This is a genomic window from Bacillus sp. IS1 (genome assembly GCF_032461585.1).
GTDB classification, from domain to species: Bacteria; Bacillota; Bacilli; order Bacillales; family Bacillaceae; genus Bacillus; species Bacillus velezensis.
In genome coordinates this window covers 179,697-202,728 of sequence record NZ_JAWCWR010000002.1, presented here as the reverse complement: position 1 = coordinate 202,728, position 23,032 = coordinate 179,697, and the positions used below count along the sequence as shown (strand labels likewise).

Sequence of the window (23,032 nt, the reverse complement as noted above, 5' to 3'; positions counted from 1 at the left end):
GGCTGCCGGCGGTTTTTCGTATTATGGATAGCGGAGATTTGTATTTTGCGCTCCCGCGTAGGATTGGGCGAAGTTTTTGGCGTCCTGGGCTGAAAGCGTGCCGTAGCTGTAATTTGATCTCGGATTCCAGCTGGTGCGCGGTGATTTCGGGGCTTTGAGCGACGGGAATGAACCGGTGTCGGTGAATTGGGCCGTCCCGTAGTCGTCTATCATTCCGCCTTTTTCATTTCCGTTACCGAAATAGTTGGCTTCTGAGAAGACAGTCGCGTTTGTATGAATGGTGAATCCTAAATTGAAATTGGTCACATAGTTGTTTTTCGCGTGAAAATAGCCGTATCTCATCAGGCCCGGTGAACGCACATAGACGTTATTAAAATAGTTGTTGGTGATCGTCATATGCGGATAGCCGATATAATTGCGTCCTTCGTTATCATCATTCGGATAACCGAGAATCAGGCCGTACAGATGGTCTGTGAATTTAGAGTTAGACAGCGTCACAAAATCCGCTTTGGCGCCGACATACAGAAGCTTTCCCAAATCACTGCGGCTGTTCGGATTGTAGCTGTGTCCTTCAAACCACACGTGGTCAATCCAGTAATTCTGTCCGTTCGCTATGTACATCGGAATGTCGTTGTTGCCCGTAATGGCGGCACTATGGCTGATAATGAGATTTTTGAAAATCACATTGTTTGAGCCGGAGCCGGTGGTCAGATAGATGTTGGTCAGCCTGTGGCTGGTATAAGAGCCGACGATGGTTTTATTGGCGCCGACTGTCACAACGGCTTTACCCGGGGAAGAAATATCACTTGTGATGACGATGGTTTTGCGATCCGTTCCGCCCGCATTGTTTTTCAAATCATTGAGATTGCTGACGTAGACGACGGGGCCGCCCTGGCCTCCCGATACGGCGGATTTTGCTTTTCCGTTATGATCCTTCGCATTTCCCGCGAATCCGGTAAGTCCCTGCATCACATCCGGATAAGCCGCTGCCGCTTCTGCCTGCTTTGATACGGAACATACGATGGCCAGACAAAGCGCAAAGCCGAGTGCAGCCAAGAAAGCGAGATGACGCGTCTTGTTTATCATGCCCTTCACTCCTTTAATCTCTTAAATTGTAAACACAAGAAGTATTATACAATTACTATCCTCTTTTTCCATGATCTGTTTGTCTGCTTTTTCGTTATGGCTGAATAGACCCAAAATAAAAAAAGCAGCCGGTACGGCCGCCTATATACGGGTGCTGTCTGCCTGAGTTTCCGCCGGCACGGCTTTTTGCTTTCGAATCAGGGACAGCGCCATTCCCGCAAAAATCAATACAATCCCCAAAGATTGATAAAGGTCGGGGCGAAATCCCGTAAATACGGTGTCAAGCACAATCGCCACCGCCGGATCAAGAAATACGATGATTGAAATAAACCGGGTGGATAAAAACCGCAAGCTGTCAAAAAAGAGCAAATACACAATTCCCGTATGAATGATGCCGGTCGACACAATCATGATCCAGTTCACATGCGACAAATCAGAAAAAGCGCCGAAACGGACGAACGGGAGAAGAATGATAACGCCCAATCCGGTCTGCAAACAGGTGACGGCGTATGGGCTGAGGCTGTTGATGCCTTTCCCGGCCAGTGTCGTAAAAGCATAAAAAAGGGCGGCCAGCACGGCCCAAATAATACCCGATCCCATCAGCTGAGAAAATGATGTACTTCCGTTGATGCCGGAAATCAGGGCGGTGCCCAGAAAGCAAATCACGATGGAAGTGATGGATATGAGATGCAGTTTTTCCCGGTATATAAGGCTCCCTAGGAGAAGGACGAGAACCGGAGCCAGATGATAAACGGAAATCGCTATCGTCACTGATGTCTCCTCAAATGATTTAAATAAAAACACCCAGTTCAGCACGAGAAAAAATCCGCAGGCCAGTGTCTGCAGCACCTCACGCCGGTTCCATTGTTCGGTGCGGTACCGTCCGGAACCAAACCAGCAAACGCCCAGAAACAATGAGGCGCACAGACATCTCACAAAGACCAGTTCAATTGAAGGCACATTCGTATGTTCCGAGAAAAAGCCGATTGATCCGAAAATGACCATGGAAATGACCATTTTGATAACGGCATTTGATGTTTGTTCAGCTTGCATTGATTTGCTTCCCCCATATCATTGACTGTTTATTCAGACAAATACTAACAGCCATTTTACTTGATTCAGAGGAAGATTTCATCCTATTTTTCGAAAGCCGGCGGTCTTTTCTCATTAAAAAAACCCCGCATCAGCAGGGTCTTCTGTTTAATGAACGATCAGTACAGGACAAGGAGACAATTGTGAGACCTTATGGCTCACACTTCCGAGCATCATTTCTTTAAATCCGCTGATTCCGCGGCTTCCGACGACAATCAGATTGAAATGCTGTTCTTTCGCTATGTTTAAAATTTGATGCGCAGGTTCGCCTTGGACGTACAGGCTTTCCGCGTTTACTCCGCTTTCTGCCGCTTTCTGCTTGGCATCTTCCAGAATGGCCGCTCCTTTTTGCTCGACTTCATGTTTGATGTCTTCAATGAAGTTTTCCGGAACATAGACAATCCCTGTTAAGGCTGATGTGGAGACAACGGCTTCACGTCCCGCATAGAGAATGGTGAGTTCAGCCTGCTGTTCTTTCGCCAGATGGATCGCTGCGTCCAAAGCTTTGCCGCTCATGTCTGAACCGTCTACTGCTGCAAGAATTTTTTTAAACATATGAATCCCGCCTTTCTGCTTTTATTGTCCTCCTCTCTTTGCTGAATGTCAATTTTGCCGGCTTTCTCCGGAACATTGCGCTTACAGACTTTCTCCGTTTGTGGCGATGACGTCTTTATACCAAACCAAACTACCTCAGCGTTATTTTTTTAGCGCTTAATAAATAGGACTTTATTCTCTTCTTTTTTAGTATTACCTATTGGTAAGAGTAGTGATAAAATGGAATTATTGATATAAAAAAGGAGATTATGATGAGAAATCATAGAGGCTTCCATGAGGAAATTCAGCAACAACAAAAACTTTATCCAACATCACATCGCATTCAACCGGTCAGCCCAAAAGAATATGCAGAGGTTTTGACTTTACATACGGCAAAACAACTGAGCGAGACATTTCAAACACTTGTGGATCAAGATCAATATGAACAAGCGATTCAGCTGAGCGAGAAGGTTGCCTCTCAGCTTGGACAACATACGAATTTTTCATTACCACTTTCCACAGTGCTTTATAGTTTAAACGAAGTGGAACTTCCTATTTCAGAGGAATTTTCTCTACATCGTCTGAAACTGCTAGGAAATCATCAAACTCATGATAACTTTTTCAAAGCATTAAAACACGAGATGTTAACGGCGGATCGGGTAGACTTTATGGTTAGTTTTACAAGGTGGTCTGGTGTTCAACTTTTGATCCCTCCGCTTCAGGAGCTTGCGAAAAGACATGTCCCTGTACGTATCATTACATCTACCTATATGGGTATTACAGAACCGAAGGCGTTAAGACATCTTCTTCAATTTGAAAATGTTGAGTTGAGAATTGTAAATGAATATAAAAAATCTTTCCATACGAAAGCATACTTATTTGAACGCTGTTCTGGACAGCATAGTGTCATTGTAGGATCTTCAAATCTATCACAAGCTGCACTTACGACCGGGTATGAGTTAAATGTTAGACTGCCCGAAACCAGATATCTCCCCGTTTATCAACAAACAAAAGATTTGTTTGACACTGTTTGGAATGAAAAGACACAGCCTGTTGACGAACAATTTTTACAAGCCTATGAGGAATTCCAAGCAGGAAGCCAAAAGGTAAGTGCTTCCTTTGCCGCTCAAAACTCTCTTTACAAAACGAAAATGTCCCCGAATGCCATGCAAAAGGAAGCGTTACGAAACCTTAAAAAAACAAGAAACGAAGGGGAGACAAAAGCAGTCATCATCGCCGCCACTGGAACCGGAAAAACATTTTTAGCAGCATTTGATTTTGAGCAATTTAAACCAAATAAATATCTTTTTCTTGCCCACCGGGAAGAGTTACTTACAAAAGCAATCGAAACATTTCAGAAAGTCACCAATAATCATGAAGATTTTGGTTTATTGACTGGAACCAAAAAAGAAAGAGATAAACGTTTTCTATTTAGCACAGTACAAACGTTACATAAAAAAGAAACGTTGGAATCCTTTTCAACAGATGAATTTGACTACATTGTGATTGATGAATTCCATCATGCCGAAGCATCTACTTATCAAGCTATATTAAACTACTTTACACCAAAGTTTTTATTAGGGTTAACTGCAACTCCAGAGCGCCTTGACGGTAAAGACGTCCTTCAGATTTGTGATCATAATGTTGTTTACGAAATTAGACTCCGCGATGCTCTAAAGGCAGAGCTACTTGCGCCATTTCACTATTTTGGAATTTCAGATCATACTGTAGATTACGAAAAAGTAAAAGTGAAAAATGGGCTGTACGAAGAGAAATCGCTAGTAGATCATTTAAAAACTCATAAACGAGTAGAATATATCATTAAGATGATCAACATGTATGGATTTTACGGCGAGAAAATGGTTGGCTTAGGTTTCTGTACAAACGTCGAACACGCAATATACATGAGTGATGAATTTAACAAATTGGGTTTTTATACAACTTACTTAACAGGCAATGATTCTCCTTCAAAAAGACAAGAGGTCATTCGCCAATTGGAGGACCCGCACCACAGTTTAGAACTTATATTTACAGTAGATATTTTCAACGAAGGAATAGATATTCCAAAGCTCAATCTACTATTGTTCCTTAGACCAACAGAATCACCAACGATTTTCATTCAGCAATTAGGACGGGGACTTAGAAAAACTGACGACAAAGAGTTTGTAACGATACTGGATTTTATCGGAAACTATCAAAAGTCATTCGTTATTCCACTCGCACTATCTGGACAAACAAGTCAAAAATCGTTTGATAAAGATTCCCTCCGAGTGGCTGTGACGCATGAGTTTTCAGATTTACCTGGAGGATCTTATGTTGACCTTTCAGCCGTAACGAAGAAAGAAATTTTAAATAAGATCGATCATATTAAACTAAATTCAGATGCCATGCTGAAAACGTTATACAAGCAATTTAAACAAGAGCTAGGACGCTCTCCAGAATTAATTGATTTTCTATACTCTGAACAGGCACCTGGGCTTACCTTTTTTATAAAGAAATACAAATCGTGGGTACAGACCAAAAAGAAAATGGACGATTTGAATGTTACAGATGAAGGAATTCTCAATAACCCCTTGGTTGTAGGTATAGTAGCAAGATTAGAACAGCAATTACCTATTAAATGGCCTTATGAATGGTTAATTTTACAGAGTGGTTTTCACAAAAATATCATCACAATAGAAGATGTAAAAGAATCGTTAGAAAAACAGTTTCATATTCAAATCACAACAGATACACATGATGACCTCATACAGCGAGCAATGGAGCGTTTAACGAAATCAGATCAAAAACAGAATTGGCGCTTTGGTACATTACAAGGTGATACATTCAAGTTAGATACAGAAGTGAGCGACATATTAAACGATCCATTATTCGGACCGTATATTAAGGAGCGCGTCCACTATGGACTGATTGAATTTAGACGTATGAACAATATAGAAGCCCTTGCTTCAAAAGAGATTAAGCTTACAATGTATCAAACCTATACAAGAAATGAGCTTATTTATCTTTTTCAGTCAACTGATCAGGAAGGGACTTGGCGAGAGGGTGTACGTAGAGTTAAAAATCACTATTTAATCTTTATCAATTTGAATAAGTCAGAAAAAGTAGAAGATCATTTGCTATATAAAGATTATTTTATTGATCCTAGCCATTTTCACTGGCAAAGTCAAAACCAAACCTCACATACATCAAGCGTAGGGCAAAACTTTATTCACCATAAGGAAAAAGGATACCGTATTCATTTATTTGTGAGGAAATTCACTGAAATGCATAACATCACTTTACCATTTATTTATGTAGGAGAAGCGGATTATGTATCAAGCCACGGAGACAAGCCAATGAATGTCAAATGGAAGCTCCATCAGCCTGTCCCAGAAAACTTGTATGTGGATTTAACGAATTAAAGCAGATACGGTCGGAAGATCAGCGGGTGCCCACTCTAGTGATTCTAGCTCACGAATAGGCACCCATCTGAATTCCGCATGCTCTTTTGCTACCGGCTCCCCTGATACAATCTTCGCTTTTATTGAAATTAAATTGACGATGACCTTCTCATATTCATGATGAATATCGGCTATCACATCGCCCGCAACAATTTTACAGTCAAGTTCCTCTTCAATTTCTCTTACAAGTGCTTCTCGTGCATTCTCCCCTTCTTCAAGTTTCCCACCAGGAAACTCCCACAGATTAGGAAGAGACATAGTTGGAGAACGTAGAGCACATAGAATTTCATTGTTTTCATTTTGTATGACTGCGGCGGCTACTTTTATTGTTTTTTTCAAAATTAAACTTCCTTTCGTTTTTTCTTAGTCGGTAGATCAGTTAAATTACTATTTAATTATAATTCATGTTAGGAAAGCTTTTTTCTATTTTCTGAAAGAGTTCAGTTAGTTAACAAAATTCTCACATCTTAAATATCTTGTTAGTTCACTTTTATTATATAAAAAAATAGCACTTTTTATAACGAGGTTGAAAATGTGATTATCCTCATTTGTCAAGGTTGTTTTCTTATAAATGCTTATTCAAAAACTGTTTTATACGCTCAGGCTCTCTACTTTCGTTGGTTCTCAATCTGAGGATAGGTATTCCTGCTTTATCTAAAATTGTGTTTTTAATTCTATCTCGTCTCTTTTGATCTTTTGAGTGATGGTATGCAACACCATCTACCTCAATTACTCCAAGAGGTTCATTACCCATCTTATAGTGAAGAAGAAAATCAACTCTTGCCGCTGTTTTAATAAATTGTTTTTCGTCTTCATGTAGGTGACTTGTATCATTCACCAGATCTTTCAAACGATACTCTCTTTTAAAGTTGATTTTTTTAAATTTTTCTTCTGAAAGAATATCCCTAAGTAAGCTGGCTATAATTCTTTCTGTCTTGTATTTTGAATCACTTTTCCGAAGTTTATTTTCTCTTTCAATAAGTACTTCAGAGAATTCTTTATAAAGTAAGTCAAACACTGAAATTACTTTGCTTTCATGGTATAAACTCGATTCAGTATAGTATTCCATATACCTAATAAGTTCGGAAATTTCTTTGTTGCTTTTTTTAAATACTTCAACATCTGATACTAAAACAAAACGCTTTTTAGCTCGTGATATAGCAACATTTATTAAATTTGCGCTATCAACGAATTGAACATCATTCTTACTTCCTTTTTTATCAAGCACAGTAGAAAAAATAATACCATCGCATTCTCTTCCCTGGAATTTATGAACTGTATCTTTCAAAATCTCCTCAGGTAAACGCTGTTCGGCATGATTAATCTGTTCTCTATAAGGAGCAATAAAGCCTGTTTCATAAGATTCAGGAAACACAAGATTTTTAATCGAATCCTCATCAAGAGAATCTAATTCACGAATATTATGTTTCCCACCCTGAAACCGCATATGATTACCTTTAACAGTCTTAATGAGTACGATGGAAGGTTCATTATCACTTTTTTGTTTTGTCAAAGGAATAAGCTTCCCATCATAATATTGTTCATTACAAAATTTAATTATCATTGGCTCACATCGATAATGTTCTTTTAGAAGAGTAATCGGTATTCGATACTTTTATAATCGAATCAAGCATACTATTTTTAACATAATTAAAGCATGATTCTATTTCAAACTGGGAAAGCTCGGCTGATGTATCGGGAATGTGGGGGAGCTGATTCCTATCTCCTACTATCACCACATTCTTAGCACACCCAAGAGCAAGTATCCCTGGCATTAATTCTAATTGCGAGGCTTCATCTATAATTAAGTAATCAAACAAAAAACCCGCAGGTATAGACTTTTGCAAAGAAAAAGCAGTACTCAATATAATGGGAAATTGATCTATAAACGATGAAAAATATTTAGACTTTTTGAAATTCTCCTGAGTATAATGCGTTTTTCTGTCGAAATTCCCCTTTTTATTCAAATAACTCTTAAAAAGTTGTTTTGAGGTTAATTGAATTCTTTCCGTTAAATCATGGAAGTTTTTCATTTCCAGAATGTCTTCGATTCTTTTTAATTCACTTTTTAATTCCTCAAGCTTCAGTCGATAAAAATGATATTGAAGCTGTGTAATGATTTTTTCTTTGTGAGATTGATCTTTTATTTGTTTCGGGCTGTATAAGCCATAATAAAAAAGATATTTTGTTTGTTTAAACAATGTCATTCTATTCTTATGATTTAATGCCTCATCAACCAAAAAGTCGATGATCTTACTTTTCGTGAATTTGTAAAATGGTAGAAGTTTTGGTTGAACAGCTTCTAGTGATTCAAAATGTTTTGTATAATATTTCTGTTCCATTTCAAGATCTTTTATTTGCTGCTTTATGACTGCTTGTTTGTTTTGTAATTCAAGTAACTCTTTCATTGATCTAATATTGTTCCACAAAATTTGTTCCATTTCTACTTCAACATCCATATTAATTTCCCAGCTATTGAAGTCTTGGGGAAGCTTTGGAGGATTCTCAAAAAATTTCTTCTGATTCACCTGACTCCCTAATGATGCAAGAAAAAAACCTAGATCTGACTTCATTAATTTCTCACTGACATTTGCGACGGCAGAATTATTACTCGATACAATAGCAGCATTTTTTCCTTGCATCACAATGTTAGAAATAATATTTAGGATAGTTTGTGTCTTACCGGTTCCTGGCGGTCCTTCAATTACGCTAACCTGAGAAGAAAAAGCAGATTCAACCGCTTGAATTTGACTAAGATTCAAACCAAACGGATATATAAGCTTTTTTTCCTTATTGAAGGATTGACTAGTTTTTGTAAAATAAGCATGAAGAGCACTTTCTGTTCTTAGAGGAAGGTTATGAATTTGCCCTTCTAAAATAGCAGGTATACCATTAACTGTTCTATCCTTTATCCCAGCTATGAAAGAAAAATAATTTAACAGGTTTTTGAATTTAGTATTCTCCAGCCTTACTTTCTTAACCGCATCTTTTTTATAAATATATCTGTGCTTACCACCCCTGAAAGAAACAACTGCATATTTATTTCCATAAATAACAGAAGACTCAATATTCTTACTAATCTCACCATTTAATTCAAAAACTTCATCTTCACTTAACGTAAGTTGTTCAAATGGATATACTTTGCAATAATCTAGCTTTTTGACTATTTTCGTTTTATCATTTAACACCATATGTATAGTGAGGTCGCCATTTTGACTGTTCAATTTCCATGTTTTAATTTGTTCAGAGTATATTGCGTCTTCTATCTGAATGATTGTACGTACCAATTGAGTACCCCCGTGTCCCAAAAATGTGTGTTAATTTATGTTATAGTATACAAAATTAACGAACTATTTACAAAATAGTGCAAAAATAGAACCCTCTAGAAGCAGGAGGGTTCTAAAAATGTTTCACTTCACTCCCCAAACAGCCTCCCCATCACCGCTCAGCACACTAAACGTCACAACTTCTTTCTCTCTCGCTGAGTCCCATTCTTTCAGGAAGACGCCGTCATAATTTGTGCCGTTCAGGTTGATTCGGGCTTTGCTGCTGTCCGTTATTGTCCAGGTTCCGGTCATTTCCCCGGAAATGGTGCCGTCGTTGTTAAGCCGGATGTTTTTTGGGGTTTTGATCGTAGCTGTGATGTCTTTTCCGTGCTGGATGAGTTTGTAGGTTCCGGATGCGGCGGCCGGCGGAATGTGTGTATCCGGTTCTCCCGCATAGCGGTATGGCGCTGCAACGGGCCATCCGTCTTTGTTCATGTACAGCCGATGCACTCTGACTTCATGCTCTTCTCCTCTGTTCGGGAAACGGGTGTGGAAAATGAGGTATGATCGTTTCGTTTTCCCGTCGTAAAACACGGAGTTGTGTCCCGGCGATACGTAGCCCGTGCCTTTTTCAGATTGTGAGGCGAAGCTATAGCCGCCCATGAGTTTAACCCCGTACGGTTCAATTGCTTTGTCGTCGAAGAAACTGCCGTCTTTTCCTTTAGCATCAAGCATGTTATGACCTGCGGCGTCATAGTACGGACCGTCCGGATTTTTAGAGCGCGCCACACGCATATTGTAACCGCCGGCTGTGTCAAGTCCGCCGAATGACAGATACAGATAGTAATATTTCGTTTCCGGATTGTAGCTGATGTACGGGCCTTCGATTCTGCTGTGATTTCCGCCGAGCAGTTTTTTTCCGTAGCCTTGGTTAGGGAGCGGGAAACCGGTTTTCGGATTCATTTCCAGTATGAAAATTCCGCCGGAGTAAGAGCCGTACACCATCCAGAGCTTGCCTTTATGGTCAAAAAACGTTTGCGGATCTACGACGTTCGGGTGAACGTTTGCATGATACGTCGTGCCGTCTTCGCTTTTTCCTTCCATGCCCGATTTCAAAAAGATGCCTTTGTTTTTGTAGGGTCCTTCGATTTTGTCACTCACGGCGACACCGAGAGCGGATCGCGGCGAGTCTCCTTTACAGGCGTTATAGTACATGTAATATTTCCCGTCAGACAGCTGGGCGACGTCCGGCGCCCACAGCGTATCAGACTGGGCCCAGTCGAATGTCTCTTTTAATTCGGTGTAGACGTTCGGGATCAGGGGATTATTGGGATTGACGCTTGAAGATATCTGCTGCCACTGCATCAGGTTTTTCGACTTGGCGGAAGCCAAATGCGAGCCGAATACATAATATGTATCTCCTGTTTTGATGACGGACGGATCATGCACGCTGACCTCTGAAAAAACCGGATGCTGGGCTTTTGCCTGCGGCAGAGTGAACCCGATGACCGCTGCCGAGACCAGGCACACACGAAAGAAACTGGTTTTCATTTTCTGAAATCTCCTCGCTCTCTTCTTTTCTTAAAACGCTTTCAAGACAACGCTCCATTTTATGACGCGGATGGCGGAAATATGTGATCAACAGCGCCGGCTTCACGATGTACCGCTTTACTTCGATAGCAATCTGATTTGTGAAAGACTGGAAAAAAAGTTTTGACTTCTGATTCGTAAACACTTAATATAAAAAACAGTTACTAGTTATCAGAATATTTAAGAATTGAGTGAAGCATATATGACCTTACACAAAGACCGCCGCATCGGGCGACTGTCCGTCCTTCTTCTGCTTCATGAGACTGAAGAAAACCAGCAGATCAGCCGGCTGGAACGGGACGGCTGGAAAGTCTGTCTCGGCAGGGTGGGTTCAATGGATGCGCATAAGGTGGTAGCTGCAATTGAAACCGCTTCCAAAAAGAGCGGCGTCATTCAATCTGAGGGTTATCGCGAATCACATGCGCTGTATCATGCCACAATGGAAGCTTTGCACGGAGTGACGCGGGGCGAAATGCTGCTTGGCTCGCTGCTTCGTACCGTGGGCCTGAAGTTTGCCGTCTTGCGGGGAAATCCGTATGAAAGCGAGGCGGAAGGCGATTGGATCGCCGTTTCACTTTACGGCACGATCGGAGCTCCGATTAAGGGGCTAGAGCACGAAACATTCGGAGTCGGAATTAATCACATATGAATCAGCCCATAGATTTCAGATGATAGGGGGCTATGCGTGAAACATCATTTTCATGGCATAGCTCCTTTTTGTATGGGCGCTTTACCAAAGTAAAGGAAAAGGGGTTGAAATGATGGTGACGTTAGACGGTTCCTCACTGACAACCGCAGATGCCCAGCGTGTGCTGTTTGATTTTGAAGAGGTTCAGGCATCTGCCGAAAGCATGGAACGTGTGAAAAAAAGCAGGGCAGCGGTTGAACGGATCGTTCAGGAGGAGAAGACCATTTACGGGATTACAACGGGGTTCGGCAAGTTCAGCGATGTGCTGATTCAAAAAGAAGACGCCGCGGATCTGCAGCTGAATCTGATTCTTTCTCACGCGTGCGGCGTCGGTGATCCATTTCCGGAATCTGTATCGCGGGCCATGCTGCTTTTGCGAGCCAATGCCTTGCTGAAAGGCTTTTCCGGCGTGCGGACTGAGCTGATTGATCAACTGCTCGCGTACCTCAATCATCGCATTCACCCGGTCATCCCGCAGCAAGGGTCACTGGGGGCGAGCGGAGATTTGGCGCCGCTTTCTCATCTCGCACTGGCGCTTATCGGGCAAGGCGAAGTCTTTTACGAAGGGGCCCGGATGCCGACAGCTCATGCTTTAGAAAAGACAAACCTTCAGCCGGCCGTCCTGACCTCTAAGGAAGGGCTCGCGCTGATCAACGGAACGCAGGCTATGACCGCAATGGGGCTGATCGCTTACCTCGAAGCCGAAAAACTGGCCTATCAATCGGAACGGATCGCGAGCTTAACGATCGAAGGCCTTCAGGGCATTATCGATGCGTTCGACGAGGACATTCATGCCGCCCGCGGATATCAGGAACAGATGGATGTCGCAGAGCGAATCCGCTATTACTTGTCAGACAGCAAGCTGACGACCGTCCAAGGGGAGCTGCGTGTCCAGGACGCCTATTCGATCCGCTGTATCCCTCAGGTCCACGGCGCATCATGGCAGACATTAGCGTATGTAAAAGAAAAATTAGAAATTGAGATGAATGCCGCGACAGATAACCCGCTCATTTTCGAAGACGGCGCCAAAATCATCTCAGGCGGAAACTTTCACGGACAGCCGATCGCCTTTGCCATGGATTTTCTCAAAGTGGCGGCGGCCGAGCTTGCGAATATTTCTGAACGCCGTATTGAACGGCTTGTGAATCCGCAGCTGAATGACCTGCCGCCCTTTCTGAGCCCTCAGCCCGGCTTACAATCCGGAGCGATGATCATGCAATATGCGGCGGCCTCCCTCGTGTCAGAAAATAAAACCCTGGCCCATCCCGCCAGTGTCGATTCCATTCCTTCATCGGCAAACCAGGAGGATCACGTCAGCATGGGAACCATCGCCTCAAGGCACGCCTACCAGATCATCGCGAATACGAGACGGGTGCTTGCCGTTGAAGCCATTTGCGCGCTGCAGGCTGTGGAATACCGGGGTGCGGAACATTGCGCCTCGTACACAAAACAGCTCTATCTCGAAATGAGAAACATCGTGCCGTCCATACAAGAAGACCGCGTGTTTTCTTATGACATCGAACATCTGAGTGACTGGCTGAAGAAGGAGTCTTTTCTGCCGAATGAGCATCACCAAAAACTGATGACCAATGAAGGGGGACTTACAAGATGACTGATGTAAAGAAATCAATCCGCGCCGGCCGCGGCACCGAACTTGAATGCTTAGGATGGGAGCAGGAAGCCGTGCTCCGCATGCTCCGAAACAACCTTGACCCGGAGGTTGCCGAAAAGCCGGAGGATCTGATCGTATACGGCGGCATAGGCAAGGCCGCGCGAAACTGGGATGCTTTTCACGCGATTGAGCGCTCCCTCAAAACGTTAAAAGATGATGAAACACTGCTGATCCAATCCGGAAAACCGGTCGGACTGTTCCGCACGCACAGCCGCGCGCCCCGCGTCCTGCTGGCTAATTCGGTCCTCGTGCCGAAATGGGCGGATTGGGAGCATTTCCATGACCTTGAGAAAAAAGGACTGATGATGTACGGGCAAATGACCGCCGGCAGCTGGATTTATATCGGTTCACAAGGTATTTTGCAAGGCACCTATGAAACCTTTGCGGAGCTTGCGAGACAGCATTTCGGCGGCAGTCTGAAAGGAACCCTTACGCTGACGGCCGGACTTGGCGGAATGGGAGGCGCCCAGCCGCTGTCCGTCACGATGAATGATGGCGTCGTCATCGCCGTTGAAGCGGATGAAACACGGATTGATAAACGGATAGAAACAAACTATTGCGACCGGAAAACCGCATCAATTGACGAAGCGCTGCGCTGGGCCGAAACAGCCAGACAAGCCGGAGAACCTTTATCGATCGGCCTTCTCGGCAATGCGGCAGAGGTGCATCATGAGCTTTTGAACCGCGGCGTCCATATTGACATCGTGACCGATCAGACTTCCGCTCACGACCCGCTGATCGGCTATATTCCGGCAGGATACTCACTTGAGGAGGCCGACCGCCTGCGCCGGGATCAGCCTGATTTATACGTAAGGCTTTCCAAGCAGAGTATGAAAAAGCATGTGGAAGCCATGCTCGCCTTCAAGAAAAAAGGGGCTATCGTCTTTGATTACGGCAACAACATCCGCCAGGCTGCCAAAGATGAGGGTCTCGCCGATGCTTTTGATTTTCCGGGATTCGTTCCCGCCTACATCCGGCCTTTATTTTGTGAAGGAAAAGGGCCGTTCCGCTGGGCTGCGCTGTCCGGTGACCCTGAAGATATATACCGCACGGACGCTTTATTAAAAGAGCTGTTTCCAGAAAATCAAGCCCTTCACCGCTGGATTGACATGGCGCAGAAAAAAGTCACGTTCCAAGGCCTGCCGTCCCGTATTTGCTGGCTCGGCTACGGTGAACGGGAAAAGATGGGGCTCGCCATCAATGAATTGGTCAGAAACGGCGAGCTGAAAGCCCCGATCGTCATCGGAAGAGACCATTTAGACTGCGGATCTGTCGCCTCTCCGAATCGGGAAACAGAAGCGATGAAAGACGGAAGCGACGCGGTCGGCGATTGGGCGGTGCTGAACGCGCTGATCAACACGGCCTCAGGCGCAAGCTGGGTTTCTTTTCACCACGGCGGGGGCGTCGGCATGGGGTATTCCCTTCACGCGGGAATGGTCGCGGTCGCTGACGGCAGCATCCTTGCGGAACAGCGGCTTTCCCGCGTTCTGACAAGCGATCCGGGAATGGGCATCATCCGCCATGCGGACGCAGGGTATGAAAAAGCGGCTCAAGTCGCCGAGGAACAAGACATTATGATACCGATGAAAAAGGAGCGGTAACATGCCGAAACAAATAGATACCATACTCACCAACATCGGCCAGCTGCTGACGATGGAATCCGGCGGCCCCCGATCAGGCGGAAGCATGCAGGATCTTCATGTCACGGAAGATGCCGTCATCGGCATTCACGACGGGCGCATTGTTTTTGCCGGACATCAAGGAGCGGCGGAAGGATACGAGGCAAGAGACATCATCGACTGCGGGGGACGGCTCGTCACCCCCGGCCTCGTCGATCCCCATACCCATCTTGTATTCGGAGGGTCCCGGGAAAAAGAACTGAATTTAAAAATTCAGGGCATGTCCTATTTGGATATTCTGGCGCAAGGCGGCGGTATTTTGTCAACGGTCAAAGACACGAAAGCCGCTTCCGAAGAAGAACTGATTGAAAAAGGGCTTTTTCACCTCGGACGCATGCTGTCATACGGCATCACGACCGCGGAAGTAAAAAGCGGGTACGGACTCGACAAAGACACGGAGCTGAAACAGCTGACCGCAGCGAAAAAACTGGGCGGGCGCCAGCCGGTCGACCTTGTCACGACCTTTATGGGGGCACATGCCATTCCGCCTGAGTACCGGAACAGCCCTGACGAATTTCTGAATCACATGCTGCAGCTTTTGCCTGAAATAAAAGAAAAAGGCCTCGCGCAATTTGCCGATATTTTCACAGAAACAGGCGTCTTTACCGTCAGCCAGTCGAGGGACTACCTGAAAAAGGCGTCTGAAGCTGGTTTCGGCCTGAAAATCCATGCTGATGAGATTGACCCGCTCGGCGGCGCGGAATTGGCGGCAGAACTGCATGCTGTTTCTGCCGATCATTTGGTGGGGGCGTCTGACGAAGGCATCGAAAAGCTAGCGGAGTCCGGAACGATCGCCGTCCTGCTGCCGGGCACGACTTTCTATCTTGGCAAACACACTTATGCGAGAGCCCGGGAGATGATTGATGCGGGCGTACGGGTCAGTTTGGCGACTGACTTCAACCCGGGCAGCTCACCGACGGAAAATCTCCAGCTCATCATGTCAATTGCCGCGCTTCATTTAAAAATGACCGCAGAAGAAATCTGGCACGCTGTCACCGTTAATGCCGCGTATGCGATCGGAAAAGGCGAAGAGGCCGGACAAATTAAAGCCGGACGGGCGGCTGACATTGTCATTTGGGAAGCGCCGAATTACATGTATATCCCGTATCATTACGGCGTCAATCATGTCCGCCGTGTCATCAAGAACGGAAAGACGGTCGTTTCAAGGGAGGGAGCCGCTCTTGGATAAGTATCCGTTTCTGCAAAAAGCCGGCTCTCTCTTCAACGACCGCCATGTGACAAGGATCGGCGATGTGACGGAAGCGTGGGCGGGACAAACGATCAAAGGGCCGGCTTTGATCGGCGTTCCGCTTTCTAAGTCGTCAATCAGCCATTCCGGCGCCTGCTTTGCACCCGGTGCGATCCGCCGGGCGCTCGGCGGCATTTCCGCATATTCCGCAGAGCTGCGGGAGCATGTCATTGACCATCTGTACGATATCGGCGATATTCAGATTCACGTCACGGATGTCGTCAAATCTCACGAACACATTTATCGGACCATTCATGACATTCTGACGGATCAGCCTGACTGGGTGCCCGTCATTCTCGGCGGCGACAACTCCATCAGTTATTCCACTATTAAAGCCATTGCGGAAACGAAAGGAACAACAGCCGTCTTTCAATTCGACGCCCACCACGACGTCCGCAACACAGAAGACGGAGGGCCGACAAACGGCACGCCATTCCGCCGGCTGTTAGATGAAAATATCATAAGCGGACAAAACCTGATTCAGCTTGGAATCAGGGAGTTCAGCAACAGCTTGGCATATGAACAATATGTAAAAGAGCGGCAGGCAGACGTGCATACAATGGAGATGATCCGGGAGAAAGGGCTCCTCCGAACGATACAAGAGGTCTTGCCGGCCGTTCAAAAAAGAGCCGACGCCATTTTTATTTCGGTTGATATGGATGTGCTGGATCAAGCTCATGCGCCCGGCTGTCCTGCAATCGGCCCCGGAGGTCTGTATACCGAAGAACTGCTTCAGGCGGTCAGGTTTTTAGCCCAGGAGGCTGACACCTCGGGTATTGAGATCGTTGAGGTTGATCCGACACTTGATTTTCGAGATATGACAAGCCGGGCAGCCGCACACGTCATTTTACATGCATTAAAGGGATTTAAATTGTCACGTTAAAGTCAAATCCGGCACGCGTGCTCTCGGCTGCCGGAAGATTCTCACGCCACGCAAAAAGGGGGAGATCACGATGGATGTTGATCAAGGCGGCAATCAACTAAAGCGCACGATGAAAAGCAGGCACTTATTTATGATTTCATTGGGAGGGGTCATCGGCACGGGGCTGTTTTTGAGCACAGGGTATACATTGAGCCAGGCCGGGCCGGGCGGGACGATCGCCGCCTACTTAATCGGCGGCTTGATGATGTATCTTGTCATGCAGTGTCTCGGAGAATTGTCAGTAGCCATGCCTGTGACCGGTTCATTTCAAACGTATGCGACAACGTTTATCGGGCCGTCCACGGGTTTTATGGTCGGTATCATGTATTGGGTGAATTGGGTGGTGACGGTGGGATCGGAGTTTACAGCTTCCGGTATCCTCATGCAGCGCTGGTTTCCCCACAGCAGCGTCTGGATGTGGAGCGCGATTTTCGCGGCTCTCCTTTTTGCCGCCAATGCATTCTCCGTTAAATTGTTTGCAGAAACAGAGTTTTGGTTTTCCAGCGTCAAAATCGTTACCATCCTTTTATTTATCATCTTAGGCGGCGCCGCGATGTTCGGTTTGATTTCATTGCACGGTTCGGGTGAAGCTCCGATGCTGTCGAATTTCACCTCACACGGCGGGCTGTTTCCGAACGGCTTTCTTGCGGTTTTCATCGCAATGATTTCCGTAAGCTTCGCCTTTTCAGGGACGGAGCTGATCGGAATTACCGCGGGTGAAACCGCCAATCCGGCAAAAGATATTCCGCGTTCGATCCGAAATGTCGCCTGGAGAACGGTCATCTTTTTTATCGGCGCCATTTTTGTGCTGTCCGGACTGATCTCCTGGAGGGAAGCCGGTGTGATTGAAAGTCCGTTTGTCGCGGTCTTTTCCCAAATCGGTATCCCATACGCCGCAGATATCATGAACTTCGTGATTTTAACGGCTTTGCTTTCGGTCGCCAACTCCGGACTGTATGCTTCCACCCGGATGCTGTGGTCTCTTGCGAATGAAAACATGATCAGCGCCCGGTTCAAAAAAGTCACGCCGAAAGGCATTCCGCTGAATGCGCTGCTCGCCAGCATGGCCGTTTCCTGCATATCCTTGATCTCAAGCATCGCCGCCCCGGGCACGGTCTACGTGGTGCTCGTGGCAATAGCCGGATTTGCCGGCGTCGTGGTGTGGATGAGCATCGCCCTGTCTCAGCTGTTATTTCGAAAACATTATGTGAAAAACGGCGGACGCGTCTCGGATCTGACCTTCCGCACACCGTTATACCCTCTCGTTCCGATCGCCGCCATGATCTTATGTTTCGCTTCATGCGTAGGCCTTGCATTTGATCCCAATCAAAGAATCGCCCTCTTCTGCGGAATTCCTTGTATGATCCTGTGCTATCTCATTCGTTTTTTGAGAAAGAAACAGCCGAAACAATCCGTCCGTGACATTCATTTGGATAAAACCATGCCATAAAAAAAGGCACATACTGATGAGGTATGTGCCTTTCTTCTCTTATTCCGTAATCAGCGTATGAATCAGTTTCGGCGCTTCCGCTTTTTCTGAGATGCGGATGTTGTCATAGACTTTGGCGGTCACGTCTTCAACGTTTTCGCGGTTGGCGTAAAGGGTGACGAGCGGCTCGCCTTTTTCGACGTTGTCACCGACTTTTTTGCGGAGCATAATGCCGACGGCAAGATCGATTTCGTCCTCTTTTGTCGCACGTCCCGCGCCCAACAGCATCGCTGCGACGCCGATTTCGTCGGCGACGATTTCTGAAACGACACCCGCTTCTTTCGCCGGAACGTCAATTTTGTACGCCGCCTGCGGAAGTTTGGACGGATCGTCAACAACGGAAGCGTCTCCTCCCTGATTGCTCAGGAACTCTTTGAACTTTTCAAGCGCTTTGCCGTTTTTCATGACTTCTTGGAGCTTCGTTCTCGCTTCTTCCAATGTCTCAGCTTTTTTCGCCAATACGACCATTTGGCTGCCGAGCGTGAGGACGAGTTCGTTTAAGTCTTCAGGCCCTTCCCCTCTTAACGTATCAATGGCTTCTTGTACTTCCAGGGCATTCCCGATCGCAAAACCGAGCGGCTGCGACATGTCAGAAATCACGGCCATCGTCTGGCGGCCGACGTTGTTTCCGATGCGGACCATTGCTTTGGCGAGGTTCACGGCGTCTTCATCCGTTTTCATAAACGCGCCGGCTCCCGTTTTGACGTCAAGCACGATAGCATCTGCTCCGGCGGCGATTTTTTTACTCATAATTGAGCTTGCGATCAGCGGGATGGAGTTCACCGTACCCGTTACATCACGCAGCGCATACAGCTTTTTATCGGCAGGCGTCAAATTGCCGCTTTGTCCGATGACCGCTACCTTGTCGCGGTTCACAAGCTTGATGAATTCATCTTTTGATAATTCCACGTGGAAGCCTTCGATCGCTTCCAGCTTATCAATGGTTCCCCCCGTATGGCCAAGACCGCGGCCGGACATTTTAGCGACGGGAACGCCGAGCGCCGCGACGAGCGGTGCGAGTACGAGAGTTGTCGTGTCGCCGACCCCGCCCGTAGAGTGCTTGTCGACCTTAATGCCTTCAATGGCGGAGAGATCAATCGTTTCCCCTGAATTCACCATCGCCATTGTCAGATCGGCGCGCTCCTGATCTGTCATATCCTGAAAGTAAATCGCCATAGCCAGTGCGCTTGCCTGATAATCAGGGATGCTTCCGTCCGTGTATCCTTTTACGAAAAATTGAATTTCTTCTGTTGTCAGTTCTTTTCCATTTTGTTTTTTTACAATAAGATCTACCATTCTCATGATCTATCACCTGTCCTTCATTTATGTTCAGTGAATCAATCCGACGATCGCCGCTGTCAAGAAGCTGACGAGTGTTGCGCCGTACAGCAGCTTCAGACCGAACCGCGCGACGACGTTTCCTTGTTTTTCATGCAGCCCTTTCACCGCACCGGTAATGATTCCGATAGAGGAGAAATTCGCGAATGAGACAAGGAATACAGATACCACTGCCTGTGTATGCGCACTGAAATGGAAATCGCCGGATGAGAGTGTCTGCATCGCCACAAATTCATTCGATACCATTTTCGTCGCCATAATGCTTCCGGCGCTCACCGCTTCATTCCACGGAATACCGGTTAAAAACGCAAACGGCGCGAATACATATCCGAGCAGCGCCTGGAATGTAATGCCGAAGACCGCGTTAAAAACGCCGTTGACCAGGGCAATGAGTGCGACAAATCCGATCAGCATCGCCGCTACGACAACGGCGACTCTGAATCCATCCATTATATACTCACCGAGCACTTCAAAAAAGGATTGCTTTTCTTCTTCAGGAACGACGATCAAATCCTCTTCTTTGCTGACGGTGTACGGGTTGATGATAGAAGCGATGATAAATCCGCCGAATAAGTTCAGCACAAGCGCCGTCACGACGTATTCAGGCTTCAGCATCATCATGTAAGAACCGACGATCGACATTGAGACCGTCGACATTGCGGACGCGCAAAGCGTATATAAGCGCTGTTCAGTAAGATAACCGAGCTGTTTTTTCAAACTGATAAAGACTTCTGATTGCCCTAAAATCGCGGATGCGACAGCGTTGTAAGATTCGATTTTCCCCATTCCGTTCACCTTGCTTAACGCAAGACCGATATACTTCGTGATGAAGGGAAGGACCTTCCAGTGCTGCAGAATTCCGATTAAAGCGGATATAAAGACGATCGGCAGAAGCACGCTCATGAAGAACGTCGTCTGTTTCGCATTCACAAGCCCGCCGAATACAAAGTTAATCCCTTCTGATGCATATTCCAGCAAGTAGTTAAATCCTTTTGCAAAACCGCCGACAAGAAAATTCCCGATACCGGTGTTGAGGAGAATATAACCGAGAATCAGCTGCAGCACGAGCATGACCGCGATCGGCCGGATTCTGATTCTTTTTTTGCCGTTGCTGGCAAGCCAGGCAAGACCTAAAAACACAATGATTCCGATAATTCCGATGAGATACTTCATATGTGTTCTCCTTTTATTTGTATTCGCTTACAATTTTTTATGCATCAACAAAGAAAGAGGATGGCGGAAGCTTTCAGCTTCCGCACTGCTGATTAATAGTCGCTGCTGCCGCTGTCTCCGCCGCTCACGATAGAGACGCCCGCACTTGCGCCGATCCGGCTCGCGCCCGCAGCGATCATGCTGTCAACATCAGCTTTTGTTCTGATGCCGCCTGATGCTTTGACCCCGATGTCCGGTCCGACTGTTTTTCTCATAAGAGCGATATCTTCAGCCGTTGCCCCGCCTGTAGAAAAACCGGTAGACGTTTTGACGAAATCGGCGCCTGCTGATACCGCTAAGCGGCACGCGCGCTCTTTTTCTTCATCTGTCAAAAGGCATGTTTCGATGATCACTTTGACGAGCGCTTTTTTATCAGCTGCTTCAACTACTGCGCGGATATCAGCTTCAACCGCTTCATCATCGCCGTCTTTTAATGCGCCGATATTGATGACCATGTCAACCTCAGTGGCTCCTTTTGAGATGGCATCCTTCGTTTCAAATGCTTTTGTTTCCGATGTGGTTGCGCCGAGAGGAAATCCGATAACGGTGCAAACGTCAACTCCCGTGCCCTTCAGTTCCTCCGCTGCGAGTTTGACCCAAGTCGGGTTTACACAAACGGAAGCGAATTTATATTCTTTTGCTTCTTTTATCAGTTGTAAAATATCCGCTTTTTGTGTATGCGGTTTCAAAGCAGTATGGTCTATTTGACTTGCAATTGACATTGTATGCACTTCCTTTTTCCTAGGATACGTTTAGAATAACCGAATTTTGAACATATGTAAATTGGTAATTGAAATTATGTTCATGAATTGTCACAATTCTTGAATGAGTTTTTTGGCCGTATGCTGATCGGTAATCAAAACGTTGGCGTACTTTCCTTTCAGGGCACCGTGAATGGCCTTGCATTTTCTGCTGCCGCCCGCCACCAGAATCGAACGCTCTTTCATTTTCAAGTCGCTGAGCTCGACTCCGATCGTCCGGCCGTTAATGCTGCTGCTGCAAATCCTGCCTTCCTCGTCAAAAAAGCGCGAACAAATATCGCCGACCCCGTGCGCTTTCAGCAATTGTTTCTCTTCTTCCCGGAAATAGCCGAGTCTGAAAAGCAGCGCCTCATCCCGGACGGTTCCGACCGTAAACAGGGCGATATTAGCTTGTCTGCCCATTTCAATGATCCGCTTAATATGTCTGTCCCGCTCGACCATCTGTTTCACATCGGCGCTGTCAAATATAACCGGCAGCGGCAAATACCTCGGCATCGTCTGAAATGCTTCGGCGAACAGCTGAATCGTTTCTGACGAATACGTATTGACATTGGAATGACTGATGCCGCCTTTCAGCTGCACAACTTCAACGCTCTTTACCTGCTTCGGCTCCATGCGGCTTGCGATCTGGTACATCGTCGTCCCCCAGCTTACGCCGAGTATATCGCCGTCCTTTACGGTTTTATGCATATAGTCTGCGCCATAGCGGCTTAAGTAATGTGTAATGGCCTGGTAATCGTCGCTTGGAGAAAAGACGACGTGCGCCTCAAGCAGCCCGTATTTTTCTTCCAGCTTCGCGCCGAGTTCGTCCAGATCCTCAAACGGGTCCATAACGCGGATTTGCACATACCCTTTTTCCTTTGCGTACTGAAGCAGCCTTGAAACGGTGGGGCGTGACAGATTAAGCCGTTCGGCGATCTGCTGCTGGCTGTAATCTGATTGATAATATAGTTTTGCCGCTTCTATGCTGAGCTGCTGTTTTTCACGATCCATGTCGCGCCTCCCCTCTCC

Annotated in this window: 18 protein-coding genes; 7 read left to right on the top strand and 11 right to left on the bottom strand. The window is 46.0% G+C overall.

Annotation, left to right across the window (positions count from 1 at the left end):
- Positions 1–21: 21 nt before the first annotated feature.
- The 3 genes from RUW00_RS09085 to RUW00_RS09075 form a co-directional block, all read right to left on the bottom strand.
- Entirely contained in the window at positions 22–1,086 is a 1,065-nt protein-coding gene (locus RUW00_RS09085; protein WP_280144750.1) for a polysaccharide lyase family 1 protein, read from the bottom strand.
- Positions 1,087–1,227: 141 nt separating this feature from the next.
- The gene (locus RUW00_RS09080) at positions 1,228–2,139 is read right to left on the bottom strand and encodes a DMT family transporter (RefSeq protein ID WP_095060389.1); all 912 of its coding nucleotides are present in this window, start codon (positions 2,137–2,139) and stop codon (positions 1,228–1,230) included.
- A gap of 147 nt (positions 2,140–2,286) precedes the next feature.
- On the bottom strand, positions 2,287–2,733 hold the full coding sequence (locus RUW00_RS09075) for a universal stress protein (protein WP_021494690.1): 447 nt from the start codon (positions 2,731–2,733) through the stop codon (positions 2,287–2,289).
- A gap of 251 nt (positions 2,734–2,984) precedes the next feature.
- Here RUW00_RS09075 and RUW00_RS09070 point away from each other — a divergent pair, with 251 nt between their 5' ends.
- Positions 2,985–6,116 carry a DUF3427 domain-containing protein gene (locus tag RUW00_RS09070; RefSeq protein WP_280145420.1) on the top strand — a complete coding sequence of 1,044 codons (3,132 nt, stop codon included), beginning with the start codon at positions 2,985–2,987 and terminating at the stop codon, positions 6,114–6,116.
- Here RUW00_RS09070 and RUW00_RS09065 read toward each other — a convergent pair.
- The 4 genes from RUW00_RS09065 to abnB all read right to left on the bottom strand — a co-directional run bounded on the left by RUW00_RS09065 (position 6,105) and on the right by abnB (position 10,972).
- Positions 6,105–6,494, bottom strand: coding sequence for a (deoxy)nucleoside triphosphate pyrophosphohydrolase (locus RUW00_RS09065; protein WP_021494688.1), 390 nt, complete (start codon positions 6,492–6,494; stop codon positions 6,105–6,107). The genes RUW00_RS09070 and RUW00_RS09065 overlap by 12 nt on opposite strands.
- Positions 6,495–6,720: 226 nt before the next feature.
- Positions 6,721–7,719: an AAA domain-containing protein gene (locus tag RUW00_RS09060; RefSeq protein WP_280144751.1), complete on the bottom strand. Its 999-nt coding sequence runs from the start codon at positions 7,717–7,719 to the stop codon at positions 6,721–6,723.
- Positions 7,720–7,723: 4 nt separating this feature from the next.
- Positions 7,724–9,442 (bottom strand): AAA domain-containing protein, encoded by a 1,719-nt coding sequence (locus RUW00_RS09055; RefSeq protein ID WP_280144752.1) that lies wholly within the window; start codon positions 9,440–9,442, stop codon positions 7,724–7,726.
- A gap of 123 nt (positions 9,443–9,565) precedes the next feature.
- The gene (gene abnB / locus RUW00_RS09050) at positions 9,566–10,972 is read right to left on the bottom strand and encodes an arabinan endo-1,5-alpha-L-arabinosidase AbnB (RefSeq protein WP_095271188.1); all 1,407 of its coding nucleotides are present in this window, start codon (positions 10,970–10,972) and stop codon (positions 9,566–9,568) included.
- A gap of 241 nt (positions 10,973–11,213) precedes the next feature.
- Between abnB and hutP the strand changes: the two genes are divergently transcribed.
- From hutP to RUW00_RS09020, 6 genes are all read left to right on the top strand, one after another.
- Positions 11,214–11,660, top strand: a complete 447-nt coding sequence (gene hutP / locus RUW00_RS09045) for a histidine utilization transcription antiterminator HutP (protein ID WP_004393292.1) — start codon at positions 11,214–11,216, stop codon at positions 11,658–11,660.
- Between the two features lie 112 nt (positions 11,661–11,772).
- Entirely contained in the window at positions 11,773–13,311 is a 1,539-nt protein-coding gene (gene hutH / locus RUW00_RS09040) for a histidine ammonia-lyase (RefSeq protein ID WP_014722041.1), read from the top strand.
- Complete coding sequence (gene hutU, locus RUW00_RS09035) at positions 13,308–14,972, top strand: urocanate hydratase (protein ID WP_100001667.1); 1,665 nt, start codon at positions 13,308–13,310, stop codon at positions 14,970–14,972. The genes hutH and hutU overlap by 4 nt, the downstream gene beginning before the upstream one ends.
- A 1-nt stretch (position 14,973) precedes the next feature.
- Positions 14,974–16,239 carry an imidazolonepropionase gene (gene hutI, locus RUW00_RS09030; protein ID WP_280144753.1) on the top strand — a complete coding sequence of 422 codons (1,266 nt, stop codon included), beginning with the start codon at positions 14,974–14,976 and terminating at the stop codon, positions 16,237–16,239.
- Positions 16,232–17,182 carry a formimidoylglutamase gene (hutG, locus tag RUW00_RS09025; protein WP_280144754.1) on the top strand — a complete coding sequence of 317 codons (951 nt, stop codon included), beginning with the start codon at positions 16,232–16,234 and terminating at the stop codon, positions 17,180–17,182. Before hutI ends, hutG begins: the two co-directional genes overlap by 8 nt.
- Before the next feature lie 70 nt (positions 17,183–17,252).
- On the top strand, positions 17,253–18,671 hold the full coding sequence (locus RUW00_RS09020) for an amino acid permease (protein WP_021494683.1): 1,419 nt from the start codon (positions 17,253–17,255) through the stop codon (positions 18,669–18,671).
- Between the two features lie 39 nt (positions 18,672–18,710).
- Here the strand turns inward: RUW00_RS09020 and RUW00_RS09015 are convergent, their stop codons facing one another.
- From RUW00_RS09015 to RUW00_RS09000, 4 genes are all read right to left on the bottom strand, one after another.
- Positions 18,711–20,012 carry a pyrimidine-nucleoside phosphorylase gene (locus RUW00_RS09015; protein ID WP_007407816.1) on the bottom strand — a complete coding sequence of 434 codons (1,302 nt, stop codon included), beginning with the start codon at positions 20,010–20,012 and terminating at the stop codon, positions 18,711–18,713.
- Between the two features lie 27 nt (positions 20,013–20,039).
- The gene (locus tag RUW00_RS09010; RefSeq protein WP_004393280.1) at positions 20,040–21,221 is read right to left on the bottom strand and encodes a NupC/NupG family nucleoside CNT transporter; all 1,182 of its coding nucleotides are present in this window, start codon (positions 21,219–21,221) and stop codon (positions 20,040–20,042) included.
- A gap of 92 nt (positions 21,222–21,313) precedes the next feature.
- Complete coding sequence (gene deoC / locus RUW00_RS09005) at positions 21,314–21,982, bottom strand: deoxyribose-phosphate aldolase (RefSeq protein ID WP_004393277.1); 669 nt, start codon at positions 21,980–21,982, stop codon at positions 21,314–21,316.
- Positions 21,983–22,072: 90 nt separating this feature from the next.
- Positions 22,073–23,014 (bottom strand): DNA-binding transcriptional repressor DeoR, encoded by a 942-nt coding sequence (locus tag RUW00_RS09000; RefSeq protein WP_044802363.1) that lies wholly within the window; start codon positions 23,012–23,014, stop codon positions 22,073–22,075.
- Between the last annotated feature and the right edge of the window lie 18 nt (positions 23,015–23,032).